Consider the following 16,046-nt stretch of genomic DNA (forward strand, 5'->3'; position numbering starts at 1 on the left):
TAGATCGAGGAGAAATTATGAAGTTCGAAATTAGAGAGTTCACAGTTGATAAAAAAGAATGATTAACTGTACAAAATAATGTTTTAAGTTACTTAGAATCAAATAAAAGAGAAGGTCAGAAAATTGATCAAAAACTTATTTTAACATCAGCATCAAATGCTTATATGGATTCAGTTAAACAAAAATTAATGGAAGAAATGAATCTTAAAGATGCAGATAAAATTGCATTTTTACCAGTTCCACAAGATGTTAAATTCACAATTGAAGATTTTTCATTTAAATTAAAAGTTTTCTATGAAAATAACCTTGAAAAATATAATTTAGATATTAAACCTGAACCATTTAAGTTATTATCAAATGACTATAATGCAAAAATTGATGAGTTTTATAACTTATTTATTTCAGGTTACAAATTTAAACTTAATGTTGATAGAGACGTAGTTGAAACTAACGATAATGTAATCATTGAAACTAAACCTGCTGATATGCAAGAAGCTAAATTTGAAAAATATCAAATTATTGCAAATCCTGAAAGTGAACATCAATTTGAAAAACAATTAATTGGTGCAAAACTAGGAGAAGTTATTACTGTAAATTATGCAGGAAGAGACTTTTTAGTTAAACCTATTCAAATTGTTGAAATTAAAGAAATGCCAATTACTGCAGAAAATGTTCATTTATTAAATATTGACCAAATTAAAAATATGGATGATGTTAGAAAATATGTTGAAAAAACAATTTTAGAACAAATTGTTAATGATTCTGTTTTTGCTTATGGTGAAAACATTTTAAGTCAATTATTAAAAGAATTTAATCAATTGCTTGAAATTGATGATGAATTAATTGAAAACGATATGAAAGAATTTAGATTTAAAGAAGACTTCGCAGGAGATAAAAGAGAAGTTGTTAAATCAACAATTATGAACTACTTCTGAACTATGTTATTCAATAAGAAAATAGGAATTAAAATTGAATATAGTGAAATGGAAGAAGAAAGACAAAAATTATTCACTATTTTTGGAGAAAAAGCTAACCAATTCGGCGTTCAAGCAATTTCAAATATTGTTTTACTTAAAAAACTAGGGACATACTACTTATCAAAAAATGAACCTGCAGTTTTTGAGGAAAATAAAGAATACCTACAAAAGTATTTAAGCAAATAAATGTATTAAATCAAAAACACCTCAATAATGCCACGAGGTGTTTTTGATTTTTTATAAACTGATTACAAAATCTTCTAGCTTGAACTGATTATATGTGTTTTTGTGTACTTAAAAATTAAAGTTTTATGACTATTTTGCAATTCTAATTATCATAAGAATATTACTTATATGACTAGGAATTTTTTAATTATTTAATGGATAATAATATAAAATATGTTTCATGAAGAATAAAGATAATTTTGCAAATGAAAATTGCAATAAAACTACTACACCAAAATCATCTTGAATTACTAATTATTTCAAATTTAAGTCAAAGAAAATTGACCTTATTAATAAAGCTTCAATGAATCTGGATGCTAATAATTCAGCAGTGATAATTAACCCTGCTGATATTAAAAAAGAAGAAGAAAAATTAAAATACAAGATGGCCAAGTATTTAAATAATTCAAAACAAAGTAAGCTTACATTTAAGACGTTTTGGGTTAAATATTGATTAAAACTAGTGCTTACTTTTGTATCAGCATTAATTTTTAACTTTGGAATTCACATCTTTTTATCAAAAGCAGACACGATTCCTTCTGGAATTACAGGAATTCCTACTATTTTGCAATATTTATTTCCTGTTTTAAGAAACTATTTTGCTTTAATTTATTTTGCATGTAATTTACCTTTATTCATTATATTTTGAAGAAAAGTCAAGTTTAGTTTTATAGGATTAACTTTATTCTTTATGCTTTGTTTACAATTAACAAACTTTATTTTCACAGAAGAGCATGTTCATTCATTCTTGTTTGAGAAAATCAATTTAGTTCCTATTGACTATGATAATTACAATATATCAATTAAAGATACTAAAGCAATTGTTGAAGTCGCTTCAACACCTGGGCAATCTAATTTAAAAGAATTAATTGATTTTAAACTAAACCCAAGTGCATTTAGTACTGAGAAAGCTGCAGAATTTGAAAAATACGCTCAATATTCAATTGAACAATTAACACAATTAGCTTGATATTCAGATGGAATTAGCTGAGGAGTTTTACTTTATGGATGTCTTGGAGCAGTATTTATTGGTACAGGAATAGCTATTTCATGAAAAGCTGGTGGTTCAACTGGTGGAACAGATATTATTGCTTATTACTTTTCAACAAAACATAAGAAAAGCGTTAGTTTAATTCTTGTTATTGTTGGTTTCGTAACAGCAGTTACATTTGTACTTATTTATGGATTTGTTCGTCCGAATCAAAATGGTGAGTTATTCGGAATGAGAGAACTTTCAACATTCTCATACTTAATAGTTACTAACTTAGTTGTTGGTATGTTATATCCTAAATATAAGAAAGTAAACTTAACAATTATTTCATCAAATCCTGAAACAATTATTGCTTACTTCAAACTTATTAATTATTGACACAGTTACAGAATTGAACGTTTCAAATCAGGTTACACAGGTAAAACTTCAATTAAAATTGAAACTACAATTCTTCTTCTAGAAGAAAAAAACTTAATTGCTGATTTAAAAATAATCGATCCTACTGTTTGAGTTTCTTGCTCAAAAGTAGCTAAAGTTTCTGGTAATTTCAATACAAACTATGTAGAACAGTAAAAAAACTGTTCTTTTTTGATCAATTTTTACTATATAAATGAAAGGAGGCTAACTATGAAACTTAATGATCTAAAACCACTAGAAAAAGAAAAGTATTCGCAAATTCAACCTGGGTTTTCATTTGCTACTTTAGTTCCGTTAATTCCATCGATAGTTCAAGGCGCAATATCTATTCTTGGTTTATTTAAGACATTTACATCAAATTCAGGTTCAGTTAAAGGTAAAGATCAAGAATTCAAGTGAGATAATACTGTTAAGAAGACTTCTAATGTAATTGAAAATTACTTATTATTTTAAAGAAATCCTTATTCATAATTTTTCAATTTAAAGTCATCATTTCATTGAAAAAAATTTGTATAACTTCTATATTTTAAGACTAAAAAAACTTACTAATTTGACTTTATTACTATATAATAAGCATGTTACATTTGTAACCGTACTAAAGAGGTTCATCAAGTGCATAAGCCACCTCAAAGACGAGCCACATTTTGGAGGTATTGCATGTTTGCAATTATCGAATCAGGTGGAAAACAACTTTTAGTTAAAGAAGGTCAAACAATCTTCGTTGAAAAACTTGAAGGTCAAGAAAACTCAGAAGTTAAATTTGACAAAGTTTTATTAGTTAACGATAAAGTAGGGAGACCTTACTTATCTAATGCTGTAGTTTACGGAACAATCGAAAAACAAGGAAAAGCAAAGAAAATTGTTGTATATCGTCACAATGCAAAGTCTACTCACAAAAGAAAATTAGGACACCGTCAACCTTACACACGTGTTAAAATTACAAAAATCGAAGGGTAATTAGAATATGGCACACACGAAAGCCGGTGGTTCTACCCGTAACGGTCGTGATTCTCATAGTAAGCGTTTAGGTGCTAAATTAGGTGATGGACAATTTGCAACAGCAGGATCAATCATTTACCGTCAAAGAGGAACAAAAATTTTCCCAGGACAAAATGTTGGTCGTGGTGGAGACGATACATTATTCTCAAAAATCGATGGATACGTAAAATACGAAAGCAGAAGAAACAGAAAGTATGTTTCTGTATATCCTGAAAGACAAAACTAATTTTAATTTATATAGTAAAACGTGCCACAGCAATTATGTGACGCGTTTTTTTATTTCTAAATTTCAGTAACAGAAGTAATTAAAGTAGCTCCAGACTTAATAAGCTGATTATTCAAATCACCAAAATCATCACTAGGGAAACATTTTATATCCTTACCAATATCAGCAAAGTAATTTACTAACTGTATTGCTTTTGAGTCTCCTTTTAAGGAAAATGAAATAAATTGTTTGCTTAATAAAGAACTTAATAAATTTGCTTGTTTAAAATATTCTCTTCTAGGATGACAATTTAAGGGATACTGAGATATATAAAGTTCATTTGGTTTTAAGGTTTGTTTTAAAATCTCATCATTAAAACCTTCTTTTAGAATGTGAATAATAGAACCATTGTGATTTCTATAAAAATCAACAATAGATTTTTCGCTTTCTTTATAGTCATTGGTAATTAGCACGTGAGAATTAACCATATTTTCAAGCTGTTTTTCAGAATTAAAAGTATCTAGCATGTTTCTTTCATCAACTAAATAAACTTTATTTTTGTTTTTAAGTAGTGTAGTGTTTCCATACATATAAAGTACATAAGGTGGATATTTAATAATGTTTAAATTCAAAGGATATTCTTCATCTAAAATGGTGATGAACTTTATTTTCTTTTTCACATACTCTTTCACTCATTGTGTTAATAGATTCATATCGATTTTAGGAACGCTTTTAAGATTTTTATAAATTATGTAGTTATTTCCCTTGTGTAAGTTAGATAAATAAAATAATATTAAGTTCATTTTCTCCTCCTATTTACAATAGTAAATTTAGTTGAAAATGAACTATTTTTATACCTAGCACACTATTAGTTTAGTTTAAATAAAAAGCCTTTGTTTTAGTGTAAATTTAATATAATTACTTTAAAAATTATTAGGTTTATTTTTATTCATTTTTATCTAGGAGAAAATATGAGAATTGCATTTTTCGATTCTAAAGATTACGATATTAAATACTTTGAAAAATATAATGATGGAAGACACGAAATTACTTTTTTTAAAGAAAACTTAAACTTAGATACAGTTAAGTTAGCTAAAGGTTACGATGCTGTATGTGGGTTTGTTAACACTTATGGTGACAAAGTAATTTTAGAAGTCTTAGCAAAAATGGGTGTAAAAGTTTGATTGCAAAGATCAATGGGATATAACAAAATTGATGTTGCTAAAGCTAACGAGTTAGGGATTCACGTCTACAGAATTTTTAACTACTCAGCTGAAAGTATTGGTGAATTTGCTTTTGCAGGATTATTAGCGCTTAACAGAAATCTTTTAATTGCTAATAAAAGAGTTAAAGATTACAACTTCTCATTAAATGGACTTGATGGACTTTGTGTTGGAAACTCAACAATTGGGGTTGTTGGTTCAGGAAAAATTGGACAAACATTTATTAAAATTGCTAAAGCAACAGGTGCTAGAGTTTTAGTATTTGATGCATTTGCTCAAGATAACTTCCCTCAATTAGCTGAACAATTTGGATTTGAATGAGCTTCATTTTCAGAAATCTTACAAAACTCAGATTTTATTTCAATCCACTGTCCTTTATTACCTTCAACAAGATACTTATTCGATAAATCTGCTATTGATATGCTTAAACCAGGAGCAATTATTATCAACACAGCCAGAGGGGAAATTATTGAATTACAAGCAATGATCGATGGGCTTAAATCAGGTAAAGTTCGTGGATTTGCAACTGACGTTTTAGAAAGAGAAGAAGGAAGATTTTACGAAGACATTTCTTCAAGAATTAAAGAACTTAAAGATCAAGATCCTCAATGAGCAGAATTAATTGAAATGGACAACGTTTTAGTAACATCACACCAAGCATTCTTAACAGATTTAGCTTTAACTCAAATAGCTAAAACAACATTAGAAAATGCAGATGCTGCGCAAGCAGGAGATTACTCAAAAGCATTAGTTTTATTAGAGAATGGAAAAATACAAAATGGTTAATACACAGGAATTATTAATTAAGAAAAATAGCTTTTTCAAAGATTTATTTAGCTTCTTTAAATTAAGAACATCAGAAAGACAAAATGCTGAGAAACCAGCTGATTTAAAAACTTGAATTATCCACGGTTTATCAGAATTTATCGGAACAATCTTTTTATCGCTTGCATTAGCAGGTCTATCTATTTACACATCTTCAGGTAAAGTTGCTGAAGAATATATGTTACATAAAATCATTGTTGGATTTTATGCAGGATTTATTGCTGTTGGGGTAGTGTTATTCATCTTCTTACGTTGAAGTTGTGACCTTAACCCAGCTGTAACTATTTATCGTTATATAAACGGTAGAAATAATGGTTACTATGCTTTATATAAAATTGCAATTCAATTCTTAGGAGCATTTGCTGCTGCAGGATTTATCTATTTATTTGGATACTTATCAGTAGGGAAAGATCATTTACCTAATGCCCCAATTACTGCAATTGGAGCTTACAAAGCTTCTTTTGTTGCAGAATTAGAAAAAGGTTCAAATCCATCAGCAAACCACGTTTTAGCAAGTGGAACAGCGTGAATTTTCTTTGTTGAGTTAGTTATGACAGCTATCTTATTATTCCCAATTTTTTCACCAAACGTTAACAATAAATACCGTGATTTAATGATTATGTTCATCATTTCATTATCAGTATGAATGGGAATTTTAGGTGCGACAGCAGCTATTAACCCAGCTAGAGGATTAGCTCAACAATTACCTGCATTCTTTACATCAGAAACTCATGTTGGTAAACATTTAGAAGCACAAATTACTGGAATAGCACCTGATTTTGGGTTCGATACTTCAGTAACATTGGATCAATTAAAAAATTCAAAAAATTCATTTGCATTTGATTCATTAGTTTACGCAACATTTGCTATGTTATTAGGAGATTTATTAGCTCCAGTATTCTATGCATTTATTCAAGGATTCACACAAAGAGTTGTAAACCCATTTGTTGTTAAAGTTATTGCATTTAAAAACTTTAGAGCAGACTCAATGACAACACCAGAAAAAGAAGCAAATAAATCAAACGATAATAAACAATAATAATCTTAAGAATCACTTCTTAAAGTGATTCTTTTGTTTCTAATAGGAAAGGATAATATGAAAAATAACGAATTAGCCTTGGAGTTAGCTTCAAAAGAATTAAACATTCCTACAAATCAAGTTCAAACAGTTTTAGAAATGTTATCTAATGGTGATACAGTTCCATTCATTTCACGTTATAGAAAACAACAAACTGGTGGACTTAATGAAGAACAAATCTATCAAATTGAATCTATTTACAAATACAAAGAAGAGCTTTTAGATAGACAACAAGCAATTATTAAAATTCTAAGTGAAAAGAATTTACTTACAGACAAGCTTAAGGAACAAATCTTAAATACAACTGTCAAAAGCGAATTAGAGTCAATTTATGAACCATTCAAGGTCGGTAAAATCACAAAAGCAACAAAAGCCATTGAACTCGGTTTAGAGCCACTTGCAAAGAGAATTTTTGAGAATAAAAGTCCTCAATTTGATGTCGCAAGAGAAGCTAAAAAATATTTAACAGAACAAGTGCCTACAGTTGAATTCGCTATTGAGCAAGCTAATTTCATTATTGCGCAATGAATTTCACAGAATGTAGAAATTAAAAATCAAATTAAAGAATCAATCTACAATTTTGGAAGAATTAAAACAACAAAGTCAAAAAAAGTTAATGATGAAAATGATGATTTAGTATTCTTAAATTACTATGATTTTTCAACACTTATTAAATACATTAAAAACCACAATGTATTAGCAATTAATAGAGGTGTTAAATTAGATAAACTTAAACTTGAATTTGAGTACAAACACGAGCCATTAGTTATTATCATTTTAAAAGCTATCGATAAAACAAGAAACAATAAAGACAATGTTATTGATGCGATTAATGATTCACTCAAAAGACTTATTTTACCTAGTGTAGAAAGAGAAATCTTTAGTGACTTATTTGAAATAGCTGAAAAAGCAAGTATTAATATATTTGCAAATTCAGTTGAAAAATTATTAACTGCTCCAGCAATTACAGGACACAATATTTTAGCAATTGACCCTGCATATGTTAATGGATGTAAAATAGCTGCATTATCTGAAAATGGAGATGTTTTAGGTATTGCTAAAATTTACCCTAATAAACCACAAGAAAAAGTAGCAGAGGCAACTAAAGTAGTTTTAGATTTTATTAACAAATATAAAATTACTATTGTTGTTATTGGAAACGGAACAGCTTCAAGAGAAACTGAATTATTTATTTCTAATATTATTAAACAAAACAATTTAAAGGTTAAATATGCTATTGTTTCTGAAGTTGGAGCTAGCGTGTACTCAGCTTCACAAATTGCAATCGAAGAATTCCCTAACTTGAGTGTTGAAGAAAGAAGTGCGATTAATATTGGTAGAAAATTCTTGGATCCATTAAATGAGTTAGTAAAAATTGATCCTAAATCAATTGGTGTCGGTCAATATCAACACGACTTAAATCAAAAAGAATTAGAACAATATTTAAACTTCAAAGTGCAAAAGGTAGTTAATGAGTTTGGAGTTGACTTAAACACTGCTACAAAGCATATTTTGATGTATATAGCAGGTTTAAGCAAGAAGATAGCTCAAAATATTATTGAATACAGAAATAGTAAAGAAAGTAAAAATTTCGAAAACAGAAATGAACTTCTTAAAGTTCCTGGGTTAGGTCCAAAAAGTTTTGAACAGTCAGTAGGTTTTTTAAGAATATTCACTTCATCAAACTTTTTTGATAAAACAATAATTCACCCTGAATCATATAAATTAGCATCGAAAATTGTTGAAAAATTTAACTTAAAACCAAGTGAACAAGGTATAGATGTTTCTAACTTAAATGCACAATCTATTGCTGATGAGTTAAATTCAGACATTTATACAGTTGAATTGATACTTCAATCATTAACAAGTCCTACTAAGAAAATTGTTGATAATAAATCAGGATTTATCTTAAAAGACAGTGTGTTAGATGTAAATGATTTAAAAGTTGGAGATACAATTCAAGGAACTGTTGAAAATATTACTGATTTTGGTATATTTGTTTATATTGGAATTAAGAAGAATCTATTTATTCACGTAAGTAATTTAAACTTAAACGGAAATGAATCGATTTTTGATAAGTATTATCCAGGTTTAGTGATTAACTCTGAAATCACTGAAATTGACTTACAAAGAAATCGTTTAAGTGGTAAAGTTTTATAGGACTAAAAAAATGAATAGACCAGTGTATAAGGTCTATTCATTTTTATTTAAGCTTAAAATTAAGTTTTAAAACAGAGTTTAATGAGCTTTCTCCATAAGTTTGTGTGAACTCGTGGATTTGAGCAACAACGTGCTTGCTAGCTCCAAGTAAGAAATTGAAATTTCAATTCTTGCATTGTTCTTCCATATATTGCAATAAATGGTATCTTGCAATAATTGAAGCACATGCAACTGATAAGTGAATATCTTCAGCTTTATTAACTAGCAATGTTGGTAATTGTAATTCATTTAATTTAGCTCAGTTATTTTCAATAAAGAATTTTTGATGATATTTTAATATTGAATTAGTTGTCGAATATTTATCAATAATAATTGCAGTTGCTTGAATTTTGTATTTTTTAGCTAATGAACTCAATGCACTTGCATGAGTGAAAAATTTAAGTTCATTAGCATTATAAGACTTGCTTAATTTGTTATATCCAGCTTGAGTAAGTGTGTAAACGGAATATTCAAGAAATTCCATTAATCTAGGAGCTAAAGATAAAATTTGTTTATCAGATAGTTTTTTAGAATCCTTTACACCTAATGAAGCAACAAATTGTTTAAGCTTATTTGGTAAATAAACTGCACAAGAAACAAGTGGTGTTCAGTAATCGCCGACCCCTGTTTCATCAACCCCGATTACTTGTTCTAAATCAACATTAAGTTGTTTGATATCATCAAGATATTTCATTATTCTTCCTCGATAGCTTGAATTTTTCTTTTACGTGCGTTTGATTTTTCTATCTCGGCTTGTGGATTGTCTAAGAATTTGTGAATGTATTCTCCAACTCCACCTTCTTTGTTTGTTTTAGAAATTCTAATTGATGCATATTTTTTAACGTCTTTTGAAGCATTAGCCATAGCTACTGAAATGTTTGCGATTTTAAACATAGGAACGTCGTTAAATCCATCTCCTAATGCAATTGTGTTTTCAACTTTAACGTCGTAGTATCTAATTAACATACTTAAAGCTTTACCTTTGTTAGCTGTAATGTTAGTCATATCAAAAACAGGTGTTAAACCTTCTCCTTTTGATCAGTATGAGAATTCAGCTAAGTCACCATATCTTGATTTAAGGTATTTTCTAAGTTCTTCAATGTTTGTTGTCTCTTTAACGTCAAAGATAATTCCTGTAGGCATCAAAGGAATTTTGTATAAGTCTAAACCGATACGTAATTTTGAACTTGTTTTAAATCCGAAAACTTTTTCAAGTTCTTCATCGCGGTGATCTAATTGAACTCAGTCTGGTCCTTCAATAGCGATGTTTGAAACTTCTTTTTTAACTTTAGGATCACCTAAAATGTATAATGCTTCATTTAAGTTTAAATATTTAATGTAAGGGATGAATTCTTGATCATATGGATGGTGAATATGCGCTCCATTGTAGTTAGCAACGATTGTGTCAAGACCTAATGATTCATAAATGAATTTAGTACTTCTTCAAGGTCTTCCTGTAAGGATACATACAACGTGTCCTTCCTCTGTTGCTCTTTTAATTGCGCTAAGTGTTCTGTCGTGAATAACACCTGTTGCACTAGATTGAAGTGTTGTACCATCTAAGTCAATAGCAAATAAAAATTTTTCTTTTTCTGCTGCCATAATCTACCTCTTTCTTTAAATTATTTTTGGAAAATTTTATTCCTATGGCATAGGAATATTAATTGAAAATACAACATATTTGTAAAATATGTTTATAAATTATAAAGTATTTTTTAAAAAACGGTAATTTGTGAGAAAAATTGTGAAAAATTCCATAAAAAAGTGAAAAATTGCAGTTTTTATCCTTAAATTTAGAGATTTTGTAAAAAGTTAAAAAAAATAGACTGAAAAATCTTTTTTCTATATAATTAGTTTAAACATTATTATTTATATTAAATAATAAAAACTTAACTTGTTAAATAGAGGTAGTGATGATTAAGTATCAAAGAATTCTTTTAAAACTTTCCGGAGAAGGTTTTGCAAACAAAGAAAAACATTTAGCAATTGACTATGATTTAGTTCACAAAATTGCATTACAACTTAAAGAAATTGTAGCTAAAGGTATACAAGTATCAGTAGTTATTGGTGGAGGAAACTTCTGAAGAGGTGCTTCTGCTGAAAAAAATGGAATTAACAGAAATAAAGCTGACTATATTGGAATGCTTGCTACAATTATGAATGCTATTGCCTTAGGTAGCGGTTTCGAGCGTGTCGGACTTAAAGCTAGAGTTCAAAGTTCATTAAACATTGATCAAAGAGTAGCTGAATATTACATTAATGAAAAAACAATCAAATACTTAGAAGATGGTGAAGTTGTTATCTTTGCCGGAGGGACAGGTCGTCCATTCTTTACAACAGATACAGCAGCAACATTATATGCATCAGAAGTTGGTGCTCAAGTTATTTTAATGGGTAAAAATGGAACTGATGGAATTTATGATTCAGATCCTAAGAAAAATCCTGATGCAAAACATTATGATCACATCACTTATGATGAAATCTTAGAAAAGAAATTACAAGTTATGGACTTAACAGCCACAAGTATGGCTAGAGACAACAATATTAATTTAATTGTGTTTAACTTATTAGAAGAAAATTCAATTTTAAATGCACTTGAAGGAAAAATCAAACATACAGAGGTTACTAAATAATGGAATTAGATATTTATTTATTAGATTTTGCTGAAAAAGCAGAAAAAGCACTTTCACATTACCGTTTTGAATTATCAAAAATTTCAACAGGTAGAGCTAACCCTCAATTGATCAAAGGCATTCGTGTCAATTACTATGACACACTTACACCACTTGAAGAATTATCAAACATTTCAGTTCCTGAACCACAACAATTATTAATTAAACCTTATGATATTACATCAGTTAAGGAAATTAATAAAGCTCTTGAAAAAGCAAACTTAGGTGTTATGCCAATTGATGAAGGAAGTCAAATTAGATTAAACTTCCCTCCTCTTACAACTGAAAAACGTAAGGAAATGGTTAAATCATTATCTAAGTTAACTGAAAATGCTAAAGTAGGTGTTCGTAATGCTCGTCAAGAAGTTAATAAAGCTATCAAAGCTGATGAAGAGTTATCAGAAGACGAACAAAAAAGATACTTAGATGTTATTCAAAAAGAAGTTGATAAAGAAATTAGTAAAATCGACAAAATTACAAGTGAAAAACAAGAAGAATTAATGAATAAATAAATGTCAAACTAGCTTTTTAGCTAGTTTTATTGTATTTATAAGAAAGGAGACAATATGACTAATGAAACAATTGCAGCAATCAGCTCAGGTTCTCATATAAATCAACCAATTTCAATTGTTCGTGTATGTGGTCCTGATGCAGTAAATGTTGTTTCTAAAGTTTTTAAAGGAAAAATTGGCGCAGATCACACAATTTCATATGGTTTTATTCATGATAATGGACAACTTATTGATGAAGTTTTAGTCATGTCATTTGTCGGTAAAAAAGATGCAAATGGTAATGATGTATTCAATAACTATGTTGGCGAACCTTTAATCGAAATTAACTGCCACGGTGGAATTGTTGTTACAAACAAAGTTTTAAGTTTATTACTTGAAAATGGTGCCAGATTAGCCGAACGTGGTGAATTCACTAGAAGAGCTTTTTTAAATGGAAAAATGGATTTAATTAAAGCTGAAGCTATTCACGATTTAATTATGGCTCAAACTTCATCTCAAGCACTTGCATCAGTTAATAAATTCAAAGGTAAAACTTCAGGTTTAATTGATGAGTTTTTAAATAAGATTGCTGTTTTAATCGGTCTTGCTGAAGTTAATATTGACTACCCTGAATACGATGATGTCGAACATTTAGATTCAATTAATATGTCAGAGAAAATTTCTGTTTTAATCAGTGAACTAGAAAAAATAGTGAAAATTTCAGAGGATTCTAGATATGTTTTTGAAGGAGTTAAAGTTGCATTTTTAGGAAAACCTAACGTTGGAAAAAGTAGTATTTTAAATGCACTTTTATCAGAAGAAAAAGCAATTGTTACAGATATCGCAGGAACTACAAGAGATTTAGTTGAAGCTACCTACAAAATCAACGATATGTTATTTAAACTTGTTGATACTGCTGGTTTAAGAAACACTCAAGAAATTATTGAAAAAATTGGTATTCAAAAATCGTTAGATCAAATTGAAAAAAGTGATCTTGTAGTTCACGTTGTATCTGCAAATGAAACCGAAGATGATTTTGATAAATTAATTGAGCAAAAATCAAAAGAGTTAGGTAAGTTCTATTTAAAAGTTATGAACAAAAAAGACTTGCTAAAGTCAGATAAGTCATTAGATGATAACGTTATTTATATTTCTGCTTTAAATAACGATATTGAAGCATTAGAACAAGGTTTAGTTTCGAACTTCCAGAATATCAACATTTTAGATGAGCGTATTTTTTCAAATACACGTCAGCTTTCACTTATTAAGCAAGCTTTAAATTCGCTTAAGGATGCTAAAAATGCACTTGACAACTATGCAACTTTTGACATGATTATCATTGATTTATATGCAGCGTGAGATCAATTACAAAATATTAAAGGAAATGTAAACAGAGAAGACTTATTAGATGTTATGTTCAGCACTTTCTGTTTAGGTAAATAATATGAGTTCAAAGAAAAATAAATTTGTTGATGCACATAATCATTTATCAATGACTGCTTACAAACACGAAGAAATTATTGATATGATTTGCGAGCAAGCTTATGCTAATAGACTTGAATTTATGATTGTTAATGGTGGTCACGCTGAAGAAAATAAAGAAGTTATCAAGTTAGCTAAAAAGTATCCTGATTTAATTAAACCTGTTATAGGAATTCATCCTGAAGATGGAATTGATGAGAATGATTATTTAAGATATAAAGATTTAATTGATGAGACTATTGTTGGAATTGGTGAAATTGGATTAGATTACTTCTATGAAGAAGGTGTTCCATCAAGAGAAAATCAAATTAAATCATTTAGAAATCAAATCAAATTAGCACAAGAATTAAACCTACCAATTGTTGTTCACATTAGAGATAAAATCGACCAATACCGAGCTTACCAAGATGTTTATGATATTTTAAAAGAGTTTCCTAACATCAAAGTTATGCTCCATACATTTGCTGGAAATATGGAGTGAGCTAAGAAATTTTTAGAATTTAAAAATCTTTATTTTTCATTCAGTGGTGCTGTTACATATGGAACAACAAACCAAACAAGAGATATTATTGAGTTTTTACCACTTGAAAGAATTCTTACAGAAACTGATGCTCCATTCTTAAGAGTTCATCCATATACAGAACAAAAAAATGAACCAAATACAGTTTTATTTGTGGCTTACTACATAGCAGGAATTAAAAAAGTAGGTATGGATAAATTCACAGATAGAATTAATAAAAACTTAAGGACTTTATTTAATTTATAATGCAAAATAAAAAAGAAGTTTATGCAAAAAAGAAGTTTGGACAAAACTTCTTAAAAGATCAAAACATTTTACGTAAGATAATTAATGTATTTGATGTAAAAGAACAAAAAGTGTTGGAAATAGGACCGGGTAGAGGTGCTTTAACTAATTATCTTTTAAATGCAGGAGCTTATGTAACTGCTTTTGAAATCGATACTGATATGGTTGATATTCTAAATAAAGAAATAAACAATCCTAATTTTAAACTTATTCATCAAGACTTCCTGGAAGCTGATATAACTAATTTTAAGGATACTTACATTATTGCTAATATTCCTTATTACATAACAACTGATATCCTATTTAAAATATTTGAAAACAAAGATAATTTTGAAGGTGTATTAGTAATGGTTCAAAAAGAAGTAGCGCAAAGAGTTTGTGCTAAACCTAATACAAAAGATTATTCAAAATTATCAGTTTCATCACAATTTTTAGCTGATTGTAAATTAGAATTTATTGTTCCAGCAAATGCTTTTTCACCTGCTCCAAAGGTGGATTCAGCTATTTTATCTTTGAGATTTAAAAATAATGTTTCATTAGATGAATGAAATTCAATTAAGGATTTTTTCAAATTATGCTTTGAGAACAGAAGAAAGAAACTTTCTTATTCATTACAAAATAAATATTCAAAAGATCATATTCTTAATATATTTGAACAATTAGGGTATGATGACAATTTAAGAATTCAACAATTATCAGTAGCGAAAATTGTTGAACTATTCAACATGTTAGAAAAGTAAGTGTAACCACTTGCTTTTTTCTAAATTATAAAAAAGTAGAATATTATAAAAAATACTAATAGTATTGAAAATAAGGTATATAAAATTAAGGGGCGAATGTAAAAAAAAAAAAAAAAGTATAATAAAAATATAGGACAAAAAACAAATCAGAAAGGACGTTTGTATGAAAAAGATTGAATTTAGATTTAGTGAACAAAATCCAATGAAATTGGTTTTGGTTGAAAATGCTAGTGCTGGTGATATTATTGATTTGTCAAGCTTAAGTAATACAGAATTATTCATTTTAAGTAGCAGCATAAACAATGAAAGAAATGATGATATTAGAAATCAAGTAAAAACAGAAATACTTGAAAATCTTACAAATTTACCTGAATATAAGGTTAATGTTCAAGGTGTGATTGATGATTATAATAAAAAGATTACTGATCTAAAAACAGAACTTGAAGCTTCAAAAAGAGCAAAACAAGAGGAAATTGCAAAATTAGAATCATCATTTAAATTAGCACACGAAATAGAAAAACAAAAGCAAGCTGATGCTTATAATGATTTAAAAAATAAGTTAAGTGAATTAAATGCTTCAATGAATTCGACAATTGAAGCTGAGAAAAGCAAGCTTGAAGTAAATAATATTAAGGCAATAGAGAAGGTCAAAGAAGAATACAAAATAGAAAAACAAAAGCAAGCTGATGCTTATAATGATTTAAAAAATAAGTTAAG

Annotated in this window: 17 protein-coding genes; 14 read left to right on the forward strand and 3 right to left on the reverse strand. The window is 28.4% G+C overall.

Annotated elements, in window-relative coordinates:
* Positions 1-17 precede the first annotated feature (17 nt).
* The 5 genes from VBM88_RS02135 to rpmA all read left to right on the forward strand — a co-directional run bounded on the left by VBM88_RS02135 (position 18) and on the right by rpmA (position 3,835).
* Positions 18-1,163 carry a trigger factor-related chaperone gene (locus VBM88_RS02135; RefSeq protein WP_323176738.1) on the forward strand — a complete coding sequence of 382 codons (1,146 nt, stop codon included), beginning with the start codon at positions 18-20 and terminating at the stop codon, positions 1,161-1,163.
* Between the two features lie 220 nt (positions 1,164-1,383).
* Positions 1,384-2,766: a YitT family protein gene (locus tag VBM88_RS02140; RefSeq protein WP_323680343.1), complete on the forward strand. Its 1,383-nt coding sequence runs from the start codon at positions 1,384-1,386 to the stop codon at positions 2,764-2,766.
* A gap of 54 nt (positions 2,767-2,820) precedes the next feature.
* The gene (locus tag VBM88_RS02145) at positions 2,821-3,063 is read left to right on the forward strand and encodes a hypothetical protein (protein WP_323177730.1); all 243 of its coding nucleotides are present in this window, start codon (positions 2,821-2,823) and stop codon (positions 3,061-3,063) included.
* Between the two features lie 204 nt (positions 3,064-3,267).
* Positions 3,268-3,567, forward strand: a complete 300-nt coding sequence (rplU, locus tag VBM88_RS02150; RefSeq protein ID WP_257089080.1) for a 50S ribosomal protein L21 — start codon at positions 3,268-3,270, stop codon at positions 3,565-3,567.
* Between the two features lie 7 nt (positions 3,568-3,574).
* Complete coding sequence (gene rpmA, locus VBM88_RS02155; protein ID WP_257089078.1) at positions 3,575-3,835, forward strand: 50S ribosomal protein L27; 261 nt, start codon at positions 3,575-3,577, stop codon at positions 3,833-3,835.
* A 56-nt stretch (positions 3,836-3,891) separates the two neighbouring features.
* Here the strand turns inward: rpmA and VBM88_RS02160 are convergent, their stop codons facing one another.
* Positions 3,892-4,617, reverse strand: a complete 726-nt coding sequence (locus VBM88_RS02160) for a DNA-processing protein DprA (RefSeq protein ID WP_323680344.1) — start codon at positions 4,615-4,617, stop codon at positions 3,892-3,894.
* Positions 4,618-4,785: 168 nt separating this feature from the next.
* Between VBM88_RS02160 and VBM88_RS02165 the strand changes: the two genes are divergently transcribed.
* The 3 genes from VBM88_RS02165 to VBM88_RS02175 are packed head-to-tail and all read left to right on the forward strand — an operon-like array spanning position 4,786 to position 9,100.
* Positions 4,786-5,823, forward strand: coding sequence for a 2-hydroxyacid dehydrogenase (locus VBM88_RS02165; RefSeq protein WP_323177732.1), 1,038 nt, complete (start codon positions 4,786-4,788; stop codon positions 5,821-5,823).
* Positions 5,801-6,901 carry an aquaporin gene (locus tag VBM88_RS02170; RefSeq protein WP_323680345.1) on the forward strand — a complete coding sequence of 367 codons (1,101 nt, stop codon included), beginning with the start codon at positions 5,801-5,803 and terminating at the stop codon, positions 6,899-6,901. Before VBM88_RS02165 ends, VBM88_RS02170 begins: the two co-directional genes overlap by 23 nt.
* Before the next feature lie 57 nt (positions 6,902-6,958).
* Entirely contained in the window at positions 6,959-9,100 is a 2,142-nt protein-coding gene (locus VBM88_RS02175) for a Tex-like N-terminal domain-containing protein (RefSeq protein WP_323680346.1), read from the forward strand.
* A 43-nt stretch (positions 9,101-9,143) separates the two neighbouring features.
* Here the strand turns inward: VBM88_RS02175 and VBM88_RS02180 are convergent, their stop codons facing one another.
* Complete coding sequence (locus VBM88_RS02180; protein WP_323176731.1) at positions 9,144-9,833, reverse strand: ribonuclease HIII; 690 nt, start codon at positions 9,831-9,833, stop codon at positions 9,144-9,146.
* The gene (locus VBM88_RS02185) at positions 9,833-10,741 is read right to left on the reverse strand and encodes a Cof-type HAD-IIB family hydrolase (RefSeq protein WP_323176730.1); all 909 of its coding nucleotides are present in this window, start codon (positions 10,739-10,741) and stop codon (positions 9,833-9,835) included. The genes VBM88_RS02180 and VBM88_RS02185 overlap by 1 nt, the downstream gene beginning before the upstream one ends.
* A 311-nt stretch (positions 10,742-11,052) precedes the next feature.
* Here VBM88_RS02185 and pyrH point away from each other — a divergent pair, with 311 nt between their 5' ends.
* The 6 genes from pyrH to VBM88_RS02215 all read left to right on the forward strand — a co-directional run.
* Positions 11,053-11,772 (forward strand): UMP kinase, encoded by a 720-nt coding sequence (gene pyrH / locus VBM88_RS02190; RefSeq protein ID WP_323176729.1) that lies wholly within the window; start codon positions 11,053-11,055, stop codon positions 11,770-11,772.
* Positions 11,772-12,323: a ribosome recycling factor gene (gene frr, locus VBM88_RS02195; RefSeq protein WP_323176728.1), complete on the forward strand. Its 552-nt coding sequence runs from the start codon at positions 11,772-11,774 to the stop codon at positions 12,321-12,323. The genes pyrH and frr overlap by 1 nt, the downstream gene beginning before the upstream one ends.
* Before the next feature lie 54 nt (positions 12,324-12,377).
* A complete protein-coding gene (gene mnmE, locus VBM88_RS02200) occupies positions 12,378-13,745 on the forward strand; it encodes a tRNA uridine-5-carboxymethylaminomethyl(34) synthesis GTPase MnmE (protein ID WP_323680347.1) in 1,368 nt (455 codons plus the stop codon).
* Position 13,746: 1 nt separating this feature from the next.
* Positions 13,747-14,550, forward strand: a complete 804-nt coding sequence (locus VBM88_RS02205) for a TatD family hydrolase (RefSeq protein WP_323680348.1) — start codon at positions 13,747-13,749, stop codon at positions 14,548-14,550.
* Positions 14,550-15,329 carry a 16S rRNA (adenine(1518)-N(6)/adenine(1519)-N(6))-dimethyltransferase RsmA gene (gene rsmA / locus VBM88_RS02210; RefSeq protein WP_323188732.1) on the forward strand — a complete coding sequence of 260 codons (780 nt, stop codon included), beginning with the start codon at positions 14,550-14,552 and terminating at the stop codon, positions 15,327-15,329. Before VBM88_RS02205 ends, rsmA begins: the two co-directional genes overlap by 1 nt.
* Positions 15,330-15,492: 163 nt before the next feature.
* Positions 15,493-16,046 (forward strand): hypothetical protein (locus VBM88_RS02215; protein WP_323680349.1); only part of this gene is annotated, 554 nt, incomplete at its 3' end.

The sequence above is a fragment of the Mycoplasma sp. 1232 genome (assembly GCF_034863345.1).
In the GTDB taxonomy this organism is placed as follows: Bacteria; Bacillota_I; Bacilli_A; order Mycoplasmatales; family Metamycoplasmataceae; genus Mycoplasmopsis.